At 72.6% G+C, this 16060-nt stretch carries 18 protein-coding genes; 14 read left to right on the top strand and 4 right to left on the bottom strand.

Annotated features, from left to right (window positions below):
* Positions 1 to 57: 57 nt before the first annotated feature.
* Both AC07DI_RS20915 and AC07DI_RS20910 read left to right on the top strand, forming a co-directional pair.
* Positions 58 to 378: a DMT family transporter gene (locus AC07DI_RS20915; protein ID WP_478905608.1), complete on the top strand. Its 321-nt coding sequence runs from the start codon at positions 58 to 60 to the stop codon at positions 376 to 378.
* On the top strand, positions 378 to 923 hold the full coding sequence (locus tag AC07DI_RS20910) for a TetR/AcrR family transcriptional regulator (RefSeq protein WP_384260999.1): 546 nt from the start codon (positions 378 to 380) through the stop codon (positions 921 to 923). The genes AC07DI_RS20915 and AC07DI_RS20910 overlap by 1 nt, the downstream gene beginning before the upstream one ends.
* Here the strand turns inward: AC07DI_RS20910 and AC07DI_RS20905 are convergent.
* Positions 895 to 1785 carry a winged helix-turn-helix transcriptional regulator gene (locus AC07DI_RS20905; RefSeq protein WP_478905607.1) on the bottom strand — a complete coding sequence of 297 codons (891 nt, stop codon included), beginning with the start codon at positions 1783 to 1785 and terminating at the stop codon, positions 895 to 897. The genes AC07DI_RS20910 and AC07DI_RS20905 overlap by 29 nt on opposite strands.
* A gap of 177 nt (positions 1786 to 1962) precedes the next feature.
* Between AC07DI_RS20905 and AC07DI_RS20900 the strand changes: the two genes are divergently transcribed.
* The 5 genes from AC07DI_RS20900 (at position 1963) to AC07DI_RS20880 (ending at position 6747) form a co-directional block, all read left to right on the top strand.
* Positions 1963 to 3156, top strand: a complete 1194-nt coding sequence (locus tag AC07DI_RS20900) for an MFS transporter (RefSeq protein ID WP_478905770.1) — start codon at positions 1963 to 1965, stop codon at positions 3154 to 3156.
* Between the two features lie 9 nt (positions 3157 to 3165).
* Complete coding sequence (dapD, locus tag AC07DI_RS20895) at positions 3166 to 4155, top strand: 2,3,4,5-tetrahydropyridine-2,6-dicarboxylate N-succinyltransferase (RefSeq protein ID WP_478905605.1); 990 nt, start codon at positions 3166 to 3168, stop codon at positions 4153 to 4155.
* 22 nt (positions 4156 to 4177) lie between these two features.
* Positions 4178 to 4786, top strand: coding sequence for a hypothetical protein (locus AC07DI_RS20890; RefSeq protein ID WP_478905604.1), 609 nt, complete (start codon positions 4178 to 4180; stop codon positions 4784 to 4786).
* Between the two features lie 177 nt (positions 4787 to 4963).
* Positions 4964 to 5524 carry a SigE family RNA polymerase sigma factor gene (locus AC07DI_RS20885; RefSeq protein ID WP_478905603.1) on the top strand — a complete coding sequence of 187 codons (561 nt, stop codon included), beginning with the start codon at positions 4964 to 4966 and terminating at the stop codon, positions 5522 to 5524.
* A complete protein-coding gene (locus tag AC07DI_RS20880) occupies positions 5521 to 6747 on the top strand; it encodes a WD40 repeat domain-containing protein (RefSeq protein WP_478905601.1) in 1227 nt (408 codons plus the stop codon). The genes AC07DI_RS20885 and AC07DI_RS20880 overlap by 4 nt, the downstream gene beginning before the upstream one ends.
* Here the strand turns inward: AC07DI_RS20880 and dapA are convergent, their stop codons facing one another.
* Positions 6748 to 7659, bottom strand: a complete 912-nt coding sequence (gene dapA / locus AC07DI_RS20875; RefSeq protein WP_384261012.1) for a 4-hydroxy-tetrahydrodipicolinate synthase — start codon at positions 7657 to 7659, stop codon at positions 6748 to 6750.
* Between the two features lie 158 nt (positions 7660 to 7817).
* On the opposite strand from dapA, the gene AC07DI_RS20870 reads away from it, so the two are divergent.
* From AC07DI_RS20870 to AC07DI_RS20845, 6 genes are all read left to right on the top strand, one after another.
* Positions 7818 to 8240, top strand: coding sequence for a phage holin family protein (locus AC07DI_RS20870; protein ID WP_384261014.1), 423 nt, complete (start codon positions 7818 to 7820; stop codon positions 8238 to 8240).
* Positions 8237 to 8836, top strand: coding sequence for a DUF3618 domain-containing protein (locus AC07DI_RS20865; RefSeq protein ID WP_384261015.1), 600 nt, complete (start codon positions 8237 to 8239; stop codon positions 8834 to 8836). The genes AC07DI_RS20870 and AC07DI_RS20865 overlap by 4 nt, the downstream gene beginning before the upstream one ends.
* Positions 8833 to 9099, top strand: coding sequence for a DUF4235 domain-containing protein (locus AC07DI_RS20860; RefSeq protein WP_384261017.1), 267 nt, complete (start codon positions 8833 to 8835; stop codon positions 9097 to 9099). The genes AC07DI_RS20865 and AC07DI_RS20860 overlap by 4 nt, the downstream gene beginning before the upstream one ends.
* Positions 9100 to 9169: 70 nt before the next feature.
* Positions 9170 to 9946 (top strand): SDR family NAD(P)-dependent oxidoreductase, encoded by a 777-nt coding sequence (locus AC07DI_RS20855; protein WP_478905598.1) that lies wholly within the window; start codon positions 9170 to 9172, stop codon positions 9944 to 9946.
* A gap of 132 nt (positions 9947 to 10078) precedes the next feature.
* Positions 10079 to 10840 (top strand): antibiotic biosynthesis monooxygenase, encoded by a 762-nt coding sequence (locus AC07DI_RS20850; RefSeq protein ID WP_478905596.1) that lies wholly within the window; start codon positions 10079 to 10081, stop codon positions 10838 to 10840.
* 247 nt (positions 10841 to 11087) lie between these two features.
* Complete coding sequence (locus AC07DI_RS20845) at positions 11088 to 11849, top strand: SRPBCC family protein (RefSeq protein WP_478905594.1); 762 nt, start codon at positions 11088 to 11090, stop codon at positions 11847 to 11849.
* 36 nt (positions 11850 to 11885) lie between these two features.
* Here the strand turns inward: AC07DI_RS20845 and AC07DI_RS20840 are convergent, their stop codons facing one another.
* Positions 11886 to 13739: an endonuclease/exonuclease/phosphatase family protein gene (locus AC07DI_RS20840; protein ID WP_478905592.1), complete on the bottom strand. Its 1854-nt coding sequence runs from the start codon at positions 13737 to 13739 to the stop codon at positions 11886 to 11888.
* 282 nt (positions 13740 to 14021) lie between these two features.
* Between AC07DI_RS20840 and AC07DI_RS20835 the strand changes: the two genes are divergently transcribed.
* Entirely contained in the window at positions 14022 to 15479 is a 1458-nt protein-coding gene (locus AC07DI_RS20835) for a hypothetical protein (RefSeq protein WP_478905591.1), read from the top strand.
* 108 nt (positions 15480 to 15587) lie between these two features.
* Here the strand turns inward: AC07DI_RS20835 and AC07DI_RS20830 are convergent, their stop codons facing one another.
* The gene (locus tag AC07DI_RS20830; RefSeq protein WP_478905589.1) at positions 15588 to 16043 is read right to left on the bottom strand and encodes a hypothetical protein; all 456 of its coding nucleotides are present in this window, start codon (positions 16041 to 16043) and stop codon (positions 15588 to 15590) included.
* Positions 16044 to 16060: the final 17 nt, after the last annotated feature.

Genomic DNA, 16060 nt, shown 5'->3' with positions numbered 1-16060 from the left:
CCGACGTGCGTCCGGCGTTACGTACGCTCGTACGCAACGATATGTACACTCGTACGCATGGGATACGCACTGCTGGCCGCGGCGATCGCTGCGGAGGTGGCCGGGACCACGGCCATGAAGTACAGCGAGGGGTTCAGCAAGCTATGGCCCTCGCTCATCACCGTCGCCGGATATCTGCTCGCCTTCACGCTGCTTGCGCAGACCCTCAAGACGCTCTCCGTGGGGACCGCCTACGCCATCTGGGCGGGCATCGGCACGGCGGCCGTCGCGGCGATCGGGATGCTGTTCCTGGGGGAGCCCGCGGGGCTGCTCAAGATCAGCGGGATCGCGCTCGTGATCGCGGGCGTCGTCGTGCTCAATCTGGGCGGTGCGCACTGATGGTCCGCCGTTACGACCCCGAGCGCAGGCAGCGCATCATCGACGCGGCGATCCGCGTGGTCGCCGCGAAGGGGATCGGCGGGCTCAGCCACCGCTCGGTCGCCGCCGAGGCCGATGTGCCGCTGGGCTCGACCACGTACCACTTCAAGACGCTCGACGAGCTGATGGTGGCCGCGCTGCGGCAGACCAACGAGAGCTTCGCGAAGGTGGTGGACGCGGGCGGCGTGTTCGAGGACCCGGGGGCCGACATCGCGGGGGAGCTCGCCCGGCTGCTCGCCGAGTGGTTCGCGGGCGAGCGTGCGGGGCTTGAGCTGGAGTACGAGCTCTACCTCGCCGCGCTGCGCAGGCCCGCCCTGCGCCCGGTCGCCGCCGAGTGGTGCGCGGGGCTGGCCGAACTGCTGGAGCGGCGCACCGATCCGGTCACCGCCCGCGCCCTCGTCGCCCTGATGGACGGCATCTGCCTGCAAGTGCTGATCACCGGCGGCGAGTACGACGAGGGGTATACGCGGGAGGTGCTCAACCGGCTGCTGGTGTCAGGGACTTGACGGTCACCAGGGCCGCCTCCACGCTCGCCGTGATGTCGGTGACCGGATACTGCACGTCCCGCACCACCCGGTCGCGGTCCACCACCAGCGTCAGCCGCTTCATCCGGCTCACGCCCGCCGCGCGGAACGTCGGCAGGCGCAGCGCCGCCGTGAGCGCCAGGTCGGCGTCCGAGAGCAGCGGGAAACGCAGGCCCTCCTTCTCGGCGAACGCTCGCTGCTCGTCGGGGCGCTGGGAGGACACGCCGTGCACGGTCGCGCCCGCCGCGGTGAACTCCGCGAGCCGGTCGCGGTAGGTGCAGGACTCCAGCGTGCAGCCGCGCGCGCCGGGGATCTGCGACCAGCCGGGCGGGTAGGCCTCCTGCCGGGCGTACGCGCCGGGGAAGCAGTACAGGACGGTGCAGGGTGTGTCCGCGGCCACCGGGTCGAGCAATGCGCCCCCCCGGCCGGCCAGTTGGAGTTCCGGCACGCGCGTGCCGAGCAGCGCGTGGACCCGCTGCGCCTCCAGGGACGCCTCCGTCGCGGTCGCCATCGTCTCTCCCTCTCCGAGGATCCAGGTGTCGCCCCAGTCCTGGAGGGCGACAAGAACGGGCAGCAGCGCGCGGCCGCGCGGCGTCAGGCGGTACTCGTGGCGCACCGGGCGGTCCTGGTAGGGGACACGGGCGAGTACGCCCGCGTCGACCAGGAGCCGCAGCCGCTCGGTCAGCACCTTGCGGGACAGGCCCAGTTCGCGCTGGAGCGCGTCGAAGCGGTGCACCCCGCGCGCCGCGTCGCGCACGATCAGCAGGGTCCACCAGTCGCCCACGACGTCCAGGGCCTGCGCGATGGCGCAGTCATCGTCGTCGAGCCGGGTCCGTTGCGCCATGGCTGCCATCCTGACATAGTCCGTTCCCAAAAGGAACTGACTCGGGCGTGGGCCTGGGCCGACGGGGGTGGCGCGGTGCGGGGCAAGCGTGGTCGACAGCGGGAGCGGACGCCGGGACAAGGGCTGCGGGATGTGCCGAGGACCGTGTGGCTGCTCGCCGCCGGCCAGTTCTTCAACATGGTCGTCGCCTTCACCTTCGTCTACTTCTTCGTCTACCTCACCGACGAGCGCGGCCTCTCCGTCGCCGTGGCCGGTCTGATCAGCGGCATCGGCGGCGCGGGGATGGTCGCGGGCAACTTCACCGGCGGTTGGTTCGGCGACCGGTTCGGCCACCGCCGCGTGCTCCTCACCGGCTCCCTGATCAGCGGCGCGGGCGTACTCGCGTTGCCCGTCCTGCCCGCCGCGCTGCTGTACGTGGTGCCGGCCGTCGGCCAGTACGCGGGCGGCTGCGTGCGCGCCGCCAACGGCGCCCTCGTCGCCGTCACCGTGCCCGAGGGCGCGCGCCGCCAGGGCTTCGCCGTGATGCGCTTCGCGGCCAACGCGGGCTTCACCGTCGGACCCCCGCTGGGCGCGCTGCTCATCGCCCGCACCTCGTACACCTCGCTCTTCGTCGTCGACGGAATCGGCACGCTCGTCTTCGCCGCGTATGCCTGGCGGGTGCTGCCGTCGCACGGCGCGACGCGCGGGCAGGCGGCCGGTACCGTCGGCCCGGAGCACGGCGTCCGCGCCGCCCTGCGCGAGCGCCCCACCGTCCTCGTCCTGCTCGCCGCGATCCTCGTCACCGACCTCGTCTACCGCCAGCAGTACTCGACGCTCCCCGTCGACCTCGACCGGCACGGCCTCGGCACCGGCGTCTACGGCTGGCTCCTGGCGATCAACGGCGGCGTCATCCTCCTCCTCGAACTCCCCGCCACCCTCGCGCTGCGCGGTCGCGCGCCGCTGCGGATCATCGGGGCCGGGCTGCTGCTCGTCGGCGCGGGCTACGCCGTGCTCGCCCTCGGCACCGGGACCGCCACCGCCGTGGCCATGATGCTGCTGCTCACCGCGGGCGAGATCCTCTACAAGACACCGGCCACCGCGTACGTCGCCGACCACGCGCCCGCGCACGCGCAGGGCCGCTTCCAGAGCCTGTACTCGGGCTTCTCCGTCAGCGGCGTCGTGCTGTCGGCCCCGCTCGGCGGCGCGCTGTACACCGCGGCGCCGGGGCTGCTGTGGCCGCTCTGCGCGGCGCTCGCGGGAGCGGCGGGGTGCGTGGTCCTCGCGGCGGGGCGGGGCGGGGGCCGCGAACGGTCCGCCGCCGTCGCCGCGGGCGACGCCACCGGCAGCCCGCACCCTGAGACCGGTTCGCCCGCGCGCCGCACCTCCGGTTAGGTTTCACCCATGACCGACACGCATGCTTCCCGCACCACCGGCGCCGTCGCCGCAGGCCTCGCCACCGTCACCGCCGACGGCACCGTTCTCGACACCTGGTTCCCCGCGCCCGAGCTCACCGCAGAGCCGGGCCCCGCGGGCAGCGAGCGGCTGACCGCCGAGCGCGCCGTGGAACTGCTCGGCGACGGCGCCGCCAAGGCGATGGGCCCGGACGCCCGCCGCGGCGTGGAGGTCATCGCCGTCCGTACGGTCATCGCGTCCCTCGACGACAAGCCGCTGGACGCCCACGACGTCTACCTGCGCCTGCACCTGCTCAGCCACCGCCTGGTGCGCCCGCACGGCGTGAACCTGGACGGCCAGTTCGCCTTCCTCGCCAACGTCGCGTGGACCTCGCTCGGTCCGGTCGCCGTCGACGACCTGGAGAAGGTGCGGCTCAACGCCCGCGCCGAGGGCCTGCACCTCGCCGTGACGTCCGTCGACAAGTTCCCGCGCATGACGGACTACGTCGCGCCCAAGGGCGTCCGCATCGCCGACGCCGACCGGGTCCGGCTCGGCGCGCACCTCTCCGAGGGCACCACGGTCATGCACGAGGGCTTCGTGAACTTCAACGCGGGCACGCTCGGCACCTCCATGGTCGAGGGCCGCATCTCCGCCGGTGTCGTCGTCGGCGACGGCTCGGACATCGGCGGCGGCGCCTCCACGATGGGCACGCTGTCCGGCGGCGGCAACGTCCGTATCGTCATCGGCGAGCGCTGCCTGATCGGCGCCGAGGCGGGCGTCGGCATCGCGCTGGGCGACGAGTGCGTCGTCGAGGCCGGTCTGTACGTCACCGCGGGCACCCGCGTGACGATGCCCGACGGACAGATCGTCAAGGCCCGCGAGCTCTCCGGCGCCTCGAACATCCTCTTCCGCCGCAACTCGGTCACCGGCGCCGTCGAGGCCCGCCCGAACAACGCGGTGTGGGGCGGCCTGAACGACGTGCTGCACAGCCACAACTGACGTACGCCACAGGGGGAGCGACATGAACAGAACGGGTGCACGGGCCCTGGCCCTCGGTGCCGTCGCGGCGCTCGGCCTGGCCGCCGGGTGCGGGCAGAGCGCGGGTCAGCCACGGGACGACGTCCGAAGCGCCGCGCAGGTGGTGAGCCGGACGGCGACCGGCGACCACAGCCATCCGCTGGGGAGGAGCGACATCCCCTGGAGCGGCAGCCCGAGCCCGTTCGACGCTCAGGTCAAGCTCGCCGACAAGCGTCGCGTGGCCATGTACTACCTGCGGGGCAAGGGGCTCTACGTGCAGGACTACAGCCCCCGCGCCAAGGGGTGGTCCAAGCCCGCCGCGGTGTACCGCACCAAGGTCGACGCCTGCCAGGGCATCACCCTCAAGGCCAAGGACGGCACCGTCGCGGCCTTCGGCGACTTCGGTCCGTACTGCGCGGACGGCGAGCCGCCGACCGAGTCGGTCGCCGCGGTGTCCTTCGGACCGCTGACGAAGTGGGCGAAGCACCTCACGACGGACTTCGACGGCTGGGAGAAGATCGTCATCGCACCCGGAGGCAAGAAGACCACCTTCAGCGGGGGCGGAGAGACGCTTCGCTGGACCAGGGCGGTGGGTTTCCCGGCCGGAGCCTGAGACGCCCGCTCGCCACTCGAAAGGAGCGGTCGCCCCACGTGGGGCGACCGCTCCTTTTCTGCGCGCACAGATTTTTCGCGCACAGGTTTTCTCCGCACACAGGCATAGCGGGAGGCTCCCGGACCCGTCCACATCCATGCGGGAGGGCAACAGGCCCACCAGGGAGCGAAGGTGACGATGAATGCCGATGAGCAGAACAGCTTCCGGGAGTTCGTGGCGACCAGATCGTCGGCGCTGCTGAGGACCGCCGTGCTGCTCTGCGGGGGCGACCGGCACGCGGGGGAGGACCTGCTGCAGAACGCCCTGGTCAAGGCGGCCGGGCGGTGGCAGCGGATCGACGAACCGGAGGCGTACGTACGCCGGATCCTGTACCGGCAGCAGGTCAGCCGGTGGCGGCTGAAGTGGCCCCGACGCGAACTGGCCGTCGCCGAGCCGCCCGAACGTGCCGCGTCGGGGGACGGCACGTCCGCGGCGGAGCTGCGCATCGTGATGCGCGGGGCGCTCGCCAAGCTCACCGTGCGCCAGCGGACCGTGCTCGTACTGCGCTACTTCGAGGATCTCCCGGAGGCGGAGGTGGCCGCCGTCCTCGGCTGCTCCGTCGGCACCGTCCGCAGCACCACGCACCGCTCCCTCGCCCGGCTGCGGGGCCTCGCGCCCGAGCTCGCGCACCTCGAAGGCCGGGGCACCGCGGAGCAGCTCGCTTCCCCCGACTACTCGCCCATGGAGGTACGACCGTGAATGTGGCAGATCTGGTGCGTGAGTCACTGCGGGAGCAGGCGGACCAAGGGCCGCCCGCGCCGGAGGACCTGGCCGACCGTGTGCTGGCCGCGCGCAAGCGGCGCAGGACCCGGACGGTCGTGGGCACCTCGCTCGTCGCGGCGACGGCCGCCGTCGTCGCGGTGGCCGTGCCGGTCCTCGGACACGACTCCGGAAGTCAGGAGCCGCGCCCGGCAAGTGAGCTTCAGGACGACGACGTCGTCGCGCACCCCGGCCAGACCCCGCCGCGTGAGCTGATCGCCGCGGGCGACACGGCCCTCGCCGCGTACAGCACGATCGAGCACGTCAAGCAGTCCGACGGCGACGCCCGCATCACCCGCACCTTCCGGCTGCTCGACCAGAAGACCGGCACCTACCGCAAGGCGCCGCGCTGGTCGTGGCTGGACATCGCGCCCGGCATGCGGACCGCCGCGGTCCTGGAACGCGGTCTGCCGACCCGGCGGATCGGCCTGCTGAACCTGATCACCGGCAAGGTCGAACGCTGGATCCCGGTGGACCACGGGGTCGGCGGCGTCGAGTTCTCGCCGGACGGCAGGAAGCTCGTCGCGACGACGTACGCGGACGACCCCGACCGGCTCGACAAGGACCGGCCGATCAACGACGGCAAGCACGAGGAGCCGGGGCCGGCCGATCCGACCAGGACCGGCTTCTACGTCCTCGACGTGGCCTCCGGCAAAGGCAGTTGGAGCGAGGTGAAGACCAAGCCCGGCGGATGGGGGATGTCGGACATCAACACCCGGCAGGACTTCGACTTCAGCCAGGACGGCTCGCTGGTCCACACGGGCCGCATCCGCGCACCGAGTGAGCAGTACTACGACTTCGCCGGGCACAAGAAGAGCGCGCCCGCGCGCGAGAGGCATCTGACCTGGTCCGTCGAGGCCCGGCTCTCCCCGAACGGGAAGCTCGCCGCCGGTGACTACGCGGGCAGCGGCGAGACCACCGCCACCGAGGTCCTCGACCCCCTCACCGGGAAGCGCGTCGCCAAGCTGCCGGGCCAGGAACTCCTCGCCTGGGCCGACGACAAGCGGCTCATCGCCTGGGACATCGCGCCCGGCACGAGCGAGTACCGCAACCGGCTCGTCCTCGTCACCATCGGGAGCAGGAAGACCGTCCCGCTCAGCGGTTACCGCTCGTCGAAGGCCGATGGCGTCGGACGCTGGACGCCGGTCTTCGCCCGGCGCTGATCACCGCACCGCCGCCCGCGTCTCCTCGTAGGCGGCGAGCAGCCCGTCGGTCGCCTCGCGGCCGGCGGGCAGCAGCGGTGCCCGCACCGGACCCGCGGGCAGCCCGAGGGCGCCGAGCAGGGCCTTCGCCGTGACCGTGCCGGGCAGGCCCGACGCCATCATCGCCTCGATCAGCGGTGTCGCGGCCAGTTGCAGCCGGCGCGCACCCGCCGTGTCACCGGCGTCGAACGCGTCGAAGACCGCCCGCGGCAGGCCGGGGAGCACGTTGGCCACCGTGCTGACGCAGCCGGCGCCGCCCACCGCGTACAGTGCCAAATTGAACTCGTCGCAGCCCGCGTAGTACGCCGACTCCGTCCGGGACATGACCTTCTGACTGCCGAGGACGTCGTACGCGCAGTCCTTCACGCCGACGATCCGCGGATGGTCCGCCAGCCGCAGCACGGTGTCCGTCGCGATACGGGTGCCGGTGCGACCCGGGATGTCGTAGAGCAGGACCGGCAGCCCGCAGGCGTCCGCGACCGTGCGGAAGTGCGCCTCGACGGCGTCCTGCGGCGGGAGGCTGTAGTACGGCGTCACCACCAGCAAACCGTGGGCGCCCGCCTTCTCGGCCCGCAGGGCCAGCTCGACGGTGTGCCGGGTGTCGTTGCTGCCGACGCCCGCGACGACGGACGCCCGGTCGCCGACCGCGTCGGCGACGGCCCGCACGAGCGCCGCCTTCTCGTCGTCGGAGGTGGTCGGCGACTCGCCGGTCGTGCCGGACAGGACGAGCCCTTCGCAGCCTCCGGACACCAGGTGGTCGGCGAGGCGCTGGGCGCCGTCGAGGTCGAGGCGGCCCTCGGCGGTGAAAGGCGTGATCATCGCGCAGAGGGTGCGGCCGAAGGGCGCGGCCGACGCGGCGGTTCCGGAGGTCATGCGGACAGTCTGGGCACCCCGACTCTGAAGCTCCACTTAATTCTTCTACGAGGTAATGGAAAGAAGGCCTACGAGGTTGCTCGGTTCACCCGAGATCAGCGGGGATAGCGCGGCCCCGCCCGGGTACCCGGGCCTCCCAGAAGGAGGGAGGCGAAACTGTGACCGGAACCATGGGCGAGCAGCCGACACGCGAACACGAGCGGCACTCGGTGGGAGAGCTCGTCGAGCAGGCCACCGCGCAGATTTCGGAACTCGTACGCCAGGAAATGCGGCTGGCCGCCCAGGAGATGGCGGAGAAGGGCAAACGGGCGGGACGCGGCGGAGGGCTCCTCGGAGCGGCCGGCGCGGTCTCGTACGTCGGACTCATGGCGCTGTCGGCCACGGCGGCCGCGGCCCTCTCCCTGGTGCTGCCCGTATGGGCCGCGGCCCTGATCGTCACCGGCGTGCTCTTCGCCGTGGCGGCGGTGCTCGCGGTGCTGGGACGCGGTCAACTGGCCCGCGCGGTACCGCCCGTGCCGCAGCGGGCGATGGACAGCGTCAAGGCGGATGTCGAGGAGATCAAGGGAAGGGCGCACCGATGACGAAGACGCCGGAGCAACCGGAGAACACGGGCGTGAAGGGGCCGGACGAACTGCGCCGGCAGATCGAGGACACCCGAGGCCGTCTCGGCGTGACCGTCGAGGAACTGGCGGCGAAGGCGGACGTGAAGGCCCGCGCCCGGGAGCGGGCGGCAGCGGTGAAGGAACAGGTACGAGGGACGGCGGCACAGGTGAAGGACAAGGTGACGGAACAGGCGGCGCGCGCCAAGGACAAGGCGGCCGACGAGGCGGAGCACGCCAGGAGCGTGACGGCCGAAGGCACGGCGCGCGTGAAGGACAAGGCGGCGGCCGGCGCGGTCCGGGCGAAGGACAAGGCGGCCGAGAGCGCCGAGCGGGCCAAGGGAGCCGTGCTCGACGGCAAGGCGCGCGCGGAGCAGCACCCCGCGGTGGTCCAGGCCGAGGAGAAGGTGGCCGAGGCCGCGCGCCGGGTGCAGGACGGTGCGCCCGAGCCGGTGCGGGCCGCCGCGAGCGGTATCGCGAGGATCGGCGGCCGCCACCCGCGCGCGTTCGCCGCGGCCGGGGCGGGCGTCCTGGTCGCCTGCGTGCTGCTGCGCCGCAAGCGGGCGGGGCGCCGATGAACGGGGCACAGGTGCTCTACAAGCCGCTCGGTCTGGCCTTCGGCATGCTGGGCGGCGTGGCCGCGAGCGCGCTGTTCAACCGCACCTGGAAGGCGGTGGCGGGCGAGGACGACGCACCGGACGCGCACGACGAGGAACGCGCCTGGGGCGAGATCCTCGCCGCCGCCGCGTTGCAGGGCGCGATCTTCGCCGTCGTCAGGGCCGCCGTCGACCGCGGCGGCGCGGTCGGCGTGCGGCGTCTGACGGGCCGCTGGCCGGGCTGACACCGGTGCCCGTCTGGCATGATCGCCCCGGGCGCCGACAGGCCGGACGGATGCAGAGGTTTGAGGCTTGATGAACAGCAGCAAGAGCAGTGACAGCGACGGCGACGCCACCGCGGAGCGGCGCGTCGCGCTGGTGACCGGATCCTCCTCCGGGATCGGCGCCGCCATCGCCCGCCGCCTCGCCGCGGCGGGCGTCCGCGTGGTGGTCAACTCCGCCCGGTCGGTGGAGGCGGGCGAGAAGCTGGCGGCCGAACTGCCGGACGCCGTCTACGTCCGGGCGAGCGTCGCCGACGAGGCCGACGCCGCGCGGCTGGTGCAGAGCGCCGTCGACACGTACGGCCGACTGGACATCCTGGTCAACTGCGCCGGTACCACCCGGTTCATCGACCACGACGACCTCGCGGCCGCCAGCCCCGACGTGTGGCGTGAGCTGTACGACGTCAACGTCATCGGCGTCTGGCAGACCATCACGGCGGCCGTCCCGCACCTGCGGGCGAGCGGGGCGGGCAGCATCGTCAACATCTCCTCGCAGGCGGGCGTGCGGCCGGACGGCAGCTCGATCCCGTACGCGGTCAGCAAGGCCGCCGTGAACCACATGACGAAGCTGCTCGCCAAGACGCTCGGCCCGGCCGTCCGGGTCAACGCGGTGGCGCCCGGCATGATCGACACCCCCTGGTTCGACGGTGTCGAGGGCATCGAGGCCACCATGGAGGCGGTCGCGGGCCGCCTCCCGCTGGGCCGGGTGGGCCGCCCGGAGGACATCGCGGAGGCGGTGGCCGACCTGGCCGACTCCTCGTACATCACCGGGGCGGTCCTGCTCGTGGACGGCGGCGGCCACCTGCTGTGACGCGGCGGCGATGACGGCGCGAAACCGCGCGGGGGTTGACCTCAACCTTGGTTGATGTCGCATCGTCGGTCGTGTCCCGCCGGGCCCCGGCCCGGCGGGCGCACCGACATCGACCGAGACGGACGGACCGCCATGCCCACGACCGCGACCCACAGCACCGGAACCCTCCCCGACCCGGCCCGGCAGGACGGGGACCTCACCTTCATCAGCACCTGGAGCACCGGTTCGCCCGAGCGGCAACGGGCCACCCTGGACGCCATCGCGAAGGCCTGGGAGAGCCGCCCCTGGCCCCATGAGGGACTGCTCTCCTACACGGTGTACGCGGGCGCCGACGGATCGACCGTCCTGCACCGCTCGCAGTGGCGCGACGACTCCGCCTACCAGGACTTCTTCGCCAACTCCGGGAACGGCAGGGACGCCAGGAACACCGACATCGACGCGGCTGTGCCGGGCATCGAGCGCCTCGGCCTGAACAAGACGCGCCTGTACCGCAGTTGGACCGAAGGACGCGACGACAGCGACGGCAGCGACCGCGAGGGGCACGACTCCGGCGCGCTCGCGATCGTGGTCGTGCAGGTCGACTTCGAAGGGCCCGACGAGGACCGGCAGCGCGCCTGGGCCGACGGGGTGATCGAGGCCCTGGACACCGACCCGGCGGGGAAGCCGGGGCTGCGCTCCGCCCACTTCCACGTCAGCACCGACGGCAGGCGGGTCCTCAACTACGCCGAGTGGGAGAGCGAGCAGGCCCACATCGACGCGCTCGCCGCGGCGGGCGAGGGCATCGGCTCGCCCACGCCCCAGTGGCGCCGGGTGCGCGGATTCCCCGGCGTCGTGGGGGACGGAGCGGTCGCCCGGTACCGGTTCGCGTACGGCTTCGTACCGAGCAAGGCGTAAATTCCCGGCGCCGTCCCGCCGACGGCTCCACCCGCCTGGACAGCGGTTGGGGTCGGCGGGACGGTGGAGCCATGCTGGACGTGACCGTTGCCCCGCACCCGTACCCGCACCCGCCTCTTCCACCCGCCTCCGCCCCCGGGCGGCCGGTATGAGCGACGACGGCAGGGCCAGGAGGGGCAGGTCGGGCAGGGCAGCCAGGTCGGCCGGGCGCCGGTCCGGCCGGGGGAGGGCCGACGAGGTCGGGCCCGTGGCCGCCGGGGAGACCGGTGCGGCCGACGGCGCGGGCGAGGCCTTCGAGATCGTCAGGGAGTTCGCGGTCGAGGGCTCCCCCGACCAGCTCTGGGCCGCCCTCACCACCGGCACCGGCGGCTGGCAGTGGCCCATGGAGTACGAGCCGCGCGAGGGCGGTGCCGCCCCCTGTGGCGGCACCGTCACCCGCTGGGACCCGCCCCGCCGCCTCACCGCCCGCGTCGAGGACCCGGACAGGGTGCCGGGCCAGAGCCTGCACCAGCTCGACCACACCATCGAGCCCCGCGACGGCGGGCGCCGCTCCTGGCTGCGCTACGTCCGCAGCGGCGTCTTCACCGGCAGCGCGGACACCCAGTACGAGAGCGCCGTCCGCCACACCGACTTCTACCTGCACACCCTCGGCCAGTACATGACGTACTTCGCGGGCCGCCCCGTCGCCTTCTCCGCCGTCAACGGCCCGCTCGCCTCGCTCGCCCCGGATGCCTTCGCCGCACTCGCCCGCGCCCTCGGCCTGCCCGACGACGCCACGGACGGCGCCCGCGTCCGCGCCCAGGCCCCCGCAGGGGAGCTGAACGCGGTGATCGACTTCCGCAGCCGGTACTTCATCGGACTGCGCACGGACGAGACGATGCACCGGTTCTTCGGCCGCAACCACTTCGGCGCTCCGGTCGGCGTCAGCGTCCACGACTTCGGTGCGCACGCGGACGCCAAGGGCACCGAACTGGCCTGGCAGGACTGGCTGGACCACCTCTACGGCTGAGGCGGTCCAGCGGATCCACCGCCTACGGCCTACGGTCTACGGCCTGAAGCGCAGCACCTGCGGATCGTGATCGCTGTTCTGCTCGGCGAACTCCGCGTTGATGTGCACGCTGTCGTAGCCGAAGTCGTCCCCCACCCCGGGGCTGGTCAGGATCTGGTCGAGGACCTGCGAGTTGCCCTGGTAGACGTAGGAGTAGCGCTCGGCGCGCGGCAGCGATCTCACGGCCGAGCGAAGCACGCCGCCGTCCTCCAGGGCCTTGGCCGCCGCCGAGAACTCGAAGTCGTTGATGTCGCCGAGCACCACGACGTCCGCGTCGCGCTGCGCCTCGCGCAGCTCCTTCACGAAGCCGTTCACCGCCTGCGCCTGCCGCAGCCGCTTGGCCTCGGAGGAGCGCACCGGCGGCTGGTGGTGCGAGGTCAGACCCTCGTCGCCGCCCTTGGACCCGAAGTGGTTGGCGATCACGAAGACCGTGCGGCCGCGGAAGACGAACTCGCCGGCCAGCGGCTTGCGGCTGTCCTCCCACGCCGTGTTCAGCGGGTCCACGCGTCCGGGGGAATGGCTCAGCGCGGCCCGCTTGCCCTCGCGCACGACCTCGGTGGGGGTGGTGGCGTCGCCGGGCGCACGCTCGGTGAACGAGACCCGCTCGGGGTTGTAGAGGAAGACCTGACGGATGTTGCCGCCCGGCTCGCCGCCGTCCTTGTTGTTCTGCGGGTCGACGGAGCGCCACGCGTAGCGCGGCCCGCCCGCGGCGACGACCGCGTCCGTGAACTTCTTCAGGGTCGCCTCCGCGGAGACCGTGCCGTCGTTCTTCGCGCCGTTGTCGTCCTGGATCTCCTCCAGGGCGACGATGTCGGGCGAGGAGAGGTTCGAGACGACGGCCGCGGCGAGCGCGTCGAACTTCTTCTGCGGGTCACTCGGGTCGAGGTTCTCGACGTTGTACGTGGCCACGGCGAGCTCACCCTTGGCCTGCCGCCGCGTCTTCTCGCGCACGAGACCCTTGTCGGTGACGGTGCCGAGCTCACGGGCGGCGAGGGTGTAGCCACCGAACTGGTTGAAGTCCAGGGGCCCTTCGGCGCCGCCGCGCAGCACGTCGCCGACGTTCGCCTTGGGGAAGGGGTGCTCGGAGACGGGGGCGAGCTGCTGGATCTGCAGCCGGCCGCCGTTCTGCGCGCGGTACGAGCCGTAGACGGTGCCGCCGCGCCTGCTGCGGTTCTCGTGCTTCTTCACGGTCACCCACATCTCGTTGTACGTGTCGGTCGCGCCGACCACGCGCGAGGTGCCGATGCGTACGTTCATGCCCTCCAGGGACTCGTAGAGGTCCAGGGCGTACGAACGGGGCCTGAGCGGCAGCGCGTTGACGCTGTTGCCCTGGGCGGGGTCGCCGTCCGGCGCGTACGCGGCGGGCACGGACTTCGCGTCGATCGTGACCGGCGCGGGCAGCGCGTTGCCCGACGACTCCACGCTCACCGTCGGCTTGGTGATCTGGGTGAGGGACTGGTTGCCGGATCCCGCGCCCCCGGGAACGTACTCCCCGACCGTCCCGGAGACCCGGACCGCGTCCCCGGGCTCGACGGTGAGCGGCGCCGAGCCGGTGAAGACGAAGACCGCCTCGCTGGTGGCCGGGTCCTTGTCGGCGGCGTCGGCGGCCGACTGGATCCAGAAGCCCTTGGAGCCGTATGCGCGGACGCCGGTCACGACGCCGGCGACTCCTGTGACCTGCTGTCCCGCCAGGGGCGAGACGCGGGTGGTGCCCTGGATGTCGTGGATGCGGACCTCGTCGGCGGAGGCGGCGGACGAGGTGGTCGCGAGCAGGCCCGCGGCGAGAGCGGTGGCGAGCACGGCGCCGACGGCGGCGGATCTGGGGACGCGGGGCGAGGGTATGTGCGGCATCGGGAAACTCCGGGTGACGGAAGGCGGAGCGGACAGCGGGCGCCCGCAGAGGAGTGCAGGAGTGCAGAAGTGCGGGAAGGCAGGAGTGCGAGGGTGCGGAGGTGCTCTACGCGCGTCAATCTCTTGCGTGACCAGGGCAGTTGTCAAGGTTCCCCGGGTGTTCCCGCGCTGTACGTTTCCTGACAGGGACATGAACCGGGCCGCATGGTGCCAAATCCGTCTAGGCTTGCGCCTTGCCGATCCGAACGCTCGGCGACCACACCTTCGGAGGAGAACCAGCCGATGTCCGTAAGTCCCGCCACCCTGCCGCCGGTGCTGCTGCACTCCGAAGCGGAACTCGCGCGGGCCGCGCTCGCCACTCCGCTGCTGTCCCGCGCCGTGCGGCTCGCCCGCTGGGCGGGGCCCGAGACCCGCGTCGGCGCGGGCGGCGAGCTCGTCGACGCCCAGCTCCCGGCGGCCGCGGCCGAGCTGGACCTCGCGGCTGCGGGCATCGAGGAGGCGGACGCCGCCGCGTACACGAGCGAGGCCTGGCGGGTCGCGGTGGACACCGGCCTCGTCGACGTCACCGACGCCGACGAGGAGGGCGCGGACGGCACCGTCACGCAGGGCGCGGACCTCGCGGCGCTCGTGGCGGGCAGCCCGCAGGACGTCCTCGGCATCTGGCTCGGCGCCCTCGACACCGTGTACGCGGACGCCACCGTGCCCGACATGGAGAACCTCCTGGACGTCCTGGAGGAGAACGGCGAGGTCGACTTCGACGAGCTCGGCTGGGACCCGCAGGCCGAGGCCGACTTCCTCGACGGCGTACTCGGCAACCTCTACCTGCTCACCGTGGGCGACGCCGCGGGCGGTGAGGGACCGGTGCCACTGCCCGCCCTCGCCGCCTCGATGATCGTCCCCGACGACATGGGCGAGCCCACGGACGACATCCTGGAGCAGGTGTCGGACGCGATGATGAAGCTCGACGACCAGTTCCGGCTCTTCGAACCGCTCGGCCTCGTCGAGTACCAGCCCGTCGACGAGGCGCTCATGGCCGACATCGACGACGAGAACGCCGAGCAGCCTGCCCCCGTCGACGAGGAGGACGTCAGCCGCTACGGCATGGTCCGCCTCACCCCGCTCGGCCTGTACGGCGTCCGCGCCCGCATGCTGGAGGCCGGCGTCGACGCGCCCGCCGTCGGCGACCTCGCGGACAAGGGCGCCGACGCGCTGCTCGCCGGCACCTCCGGCTTCCCGCAGCACGCCGCGCAGGCCGAGATCGAGCAGTGGCTCACCCGGCACGAACCGCTGGCCGCCGCCGCCGAGCTGCTGGCCGCGGCGCGCGGCGGCGACGAGGGCGCGCCGCTGCGCAGACTCCGCTGCCAGCAGGCGCTCTCCCTGGTCGGCGCCGAGGCGGAGCCCGCGCTCCGCGAGGTCCTCGACGACCCGGAGCTCGGCGGTCTCGCCCGGGTCTGGCTCGCCGAGCACGGCGCCGCGGACGTGCCCGCCCCGTCGGAGGCGCTCATCTTCTGGCTGACCATCGACACACTCGCCGCGCAGCTCGCCGCCGAGGGCAACTCGGACGAACTCCAGGGCCTGGTCGAGGGCCTCGCCCAGCAGCACAGCGGCTTCTTCGCCGCGGCATGGCGGGTCGACCACCCCGCCACGGCCGACGTCCTGGAGGCCATGGGCCGCCTGCACCCCGACAAGAAGGTGGCGAAGGAGGCCCGCAAGGCGGCCTTCAAGGCGAGGAACCTCTAGCCCTCTCAAGCCCGTCCGGCGTTTGAGGACGAGCCCGGAGGGCGACAGACAGCACCCCGGGTGGGCCAGGAGATCAGGCCCACCCGGGTTCCGCTCACCAGACCTGCGTCAGCATTCGTACCGAGTCGTGTGCTTGAACGACGACGACGCCCCGTCGAACCCGTACGTACCCCGGTAGGCCGGCGGATTCTGGAACTCGCCCACGATCGTGATCGTGGACGCGCACGACCCCTGCCCCGACCGCTTCGCGTCGAGCCGGATCGTCTCGCCGATCGAGCCGCCCGTGATGTCCCACGGCGCACCGCAGATGCCGGACGTGATCCGGCCCCCGGTCACCACGTGCGGGTAGGTGTTGGGGTTGTACCGCACCTCGATGGCGAAGGTGACGGTGCCGTTGTGGAGCGTCAGCTTGCAGTCCGCCGACAGTGCCTCGGCCGACACGTCGGCGACCGGCGCGGCGAACGCCTCGTCGCGCGTCTTGACCTCGGCGCCCTGCGGATTGTGGAAGCGGTGCTCCGACATCCGTGACTGGCTGTCCTTCTGCTTGCGTGCCTGAGTGGTCATGGAAAACCCTCCTTCCG

This window comes from Streptomyces sp. NPDC044106, from assembly GCF_056433985.1.
Note: the sequence above shows the minus strand (reverse complement) of the source record. Positions and strands in the feature narration are given on the sequence as shown.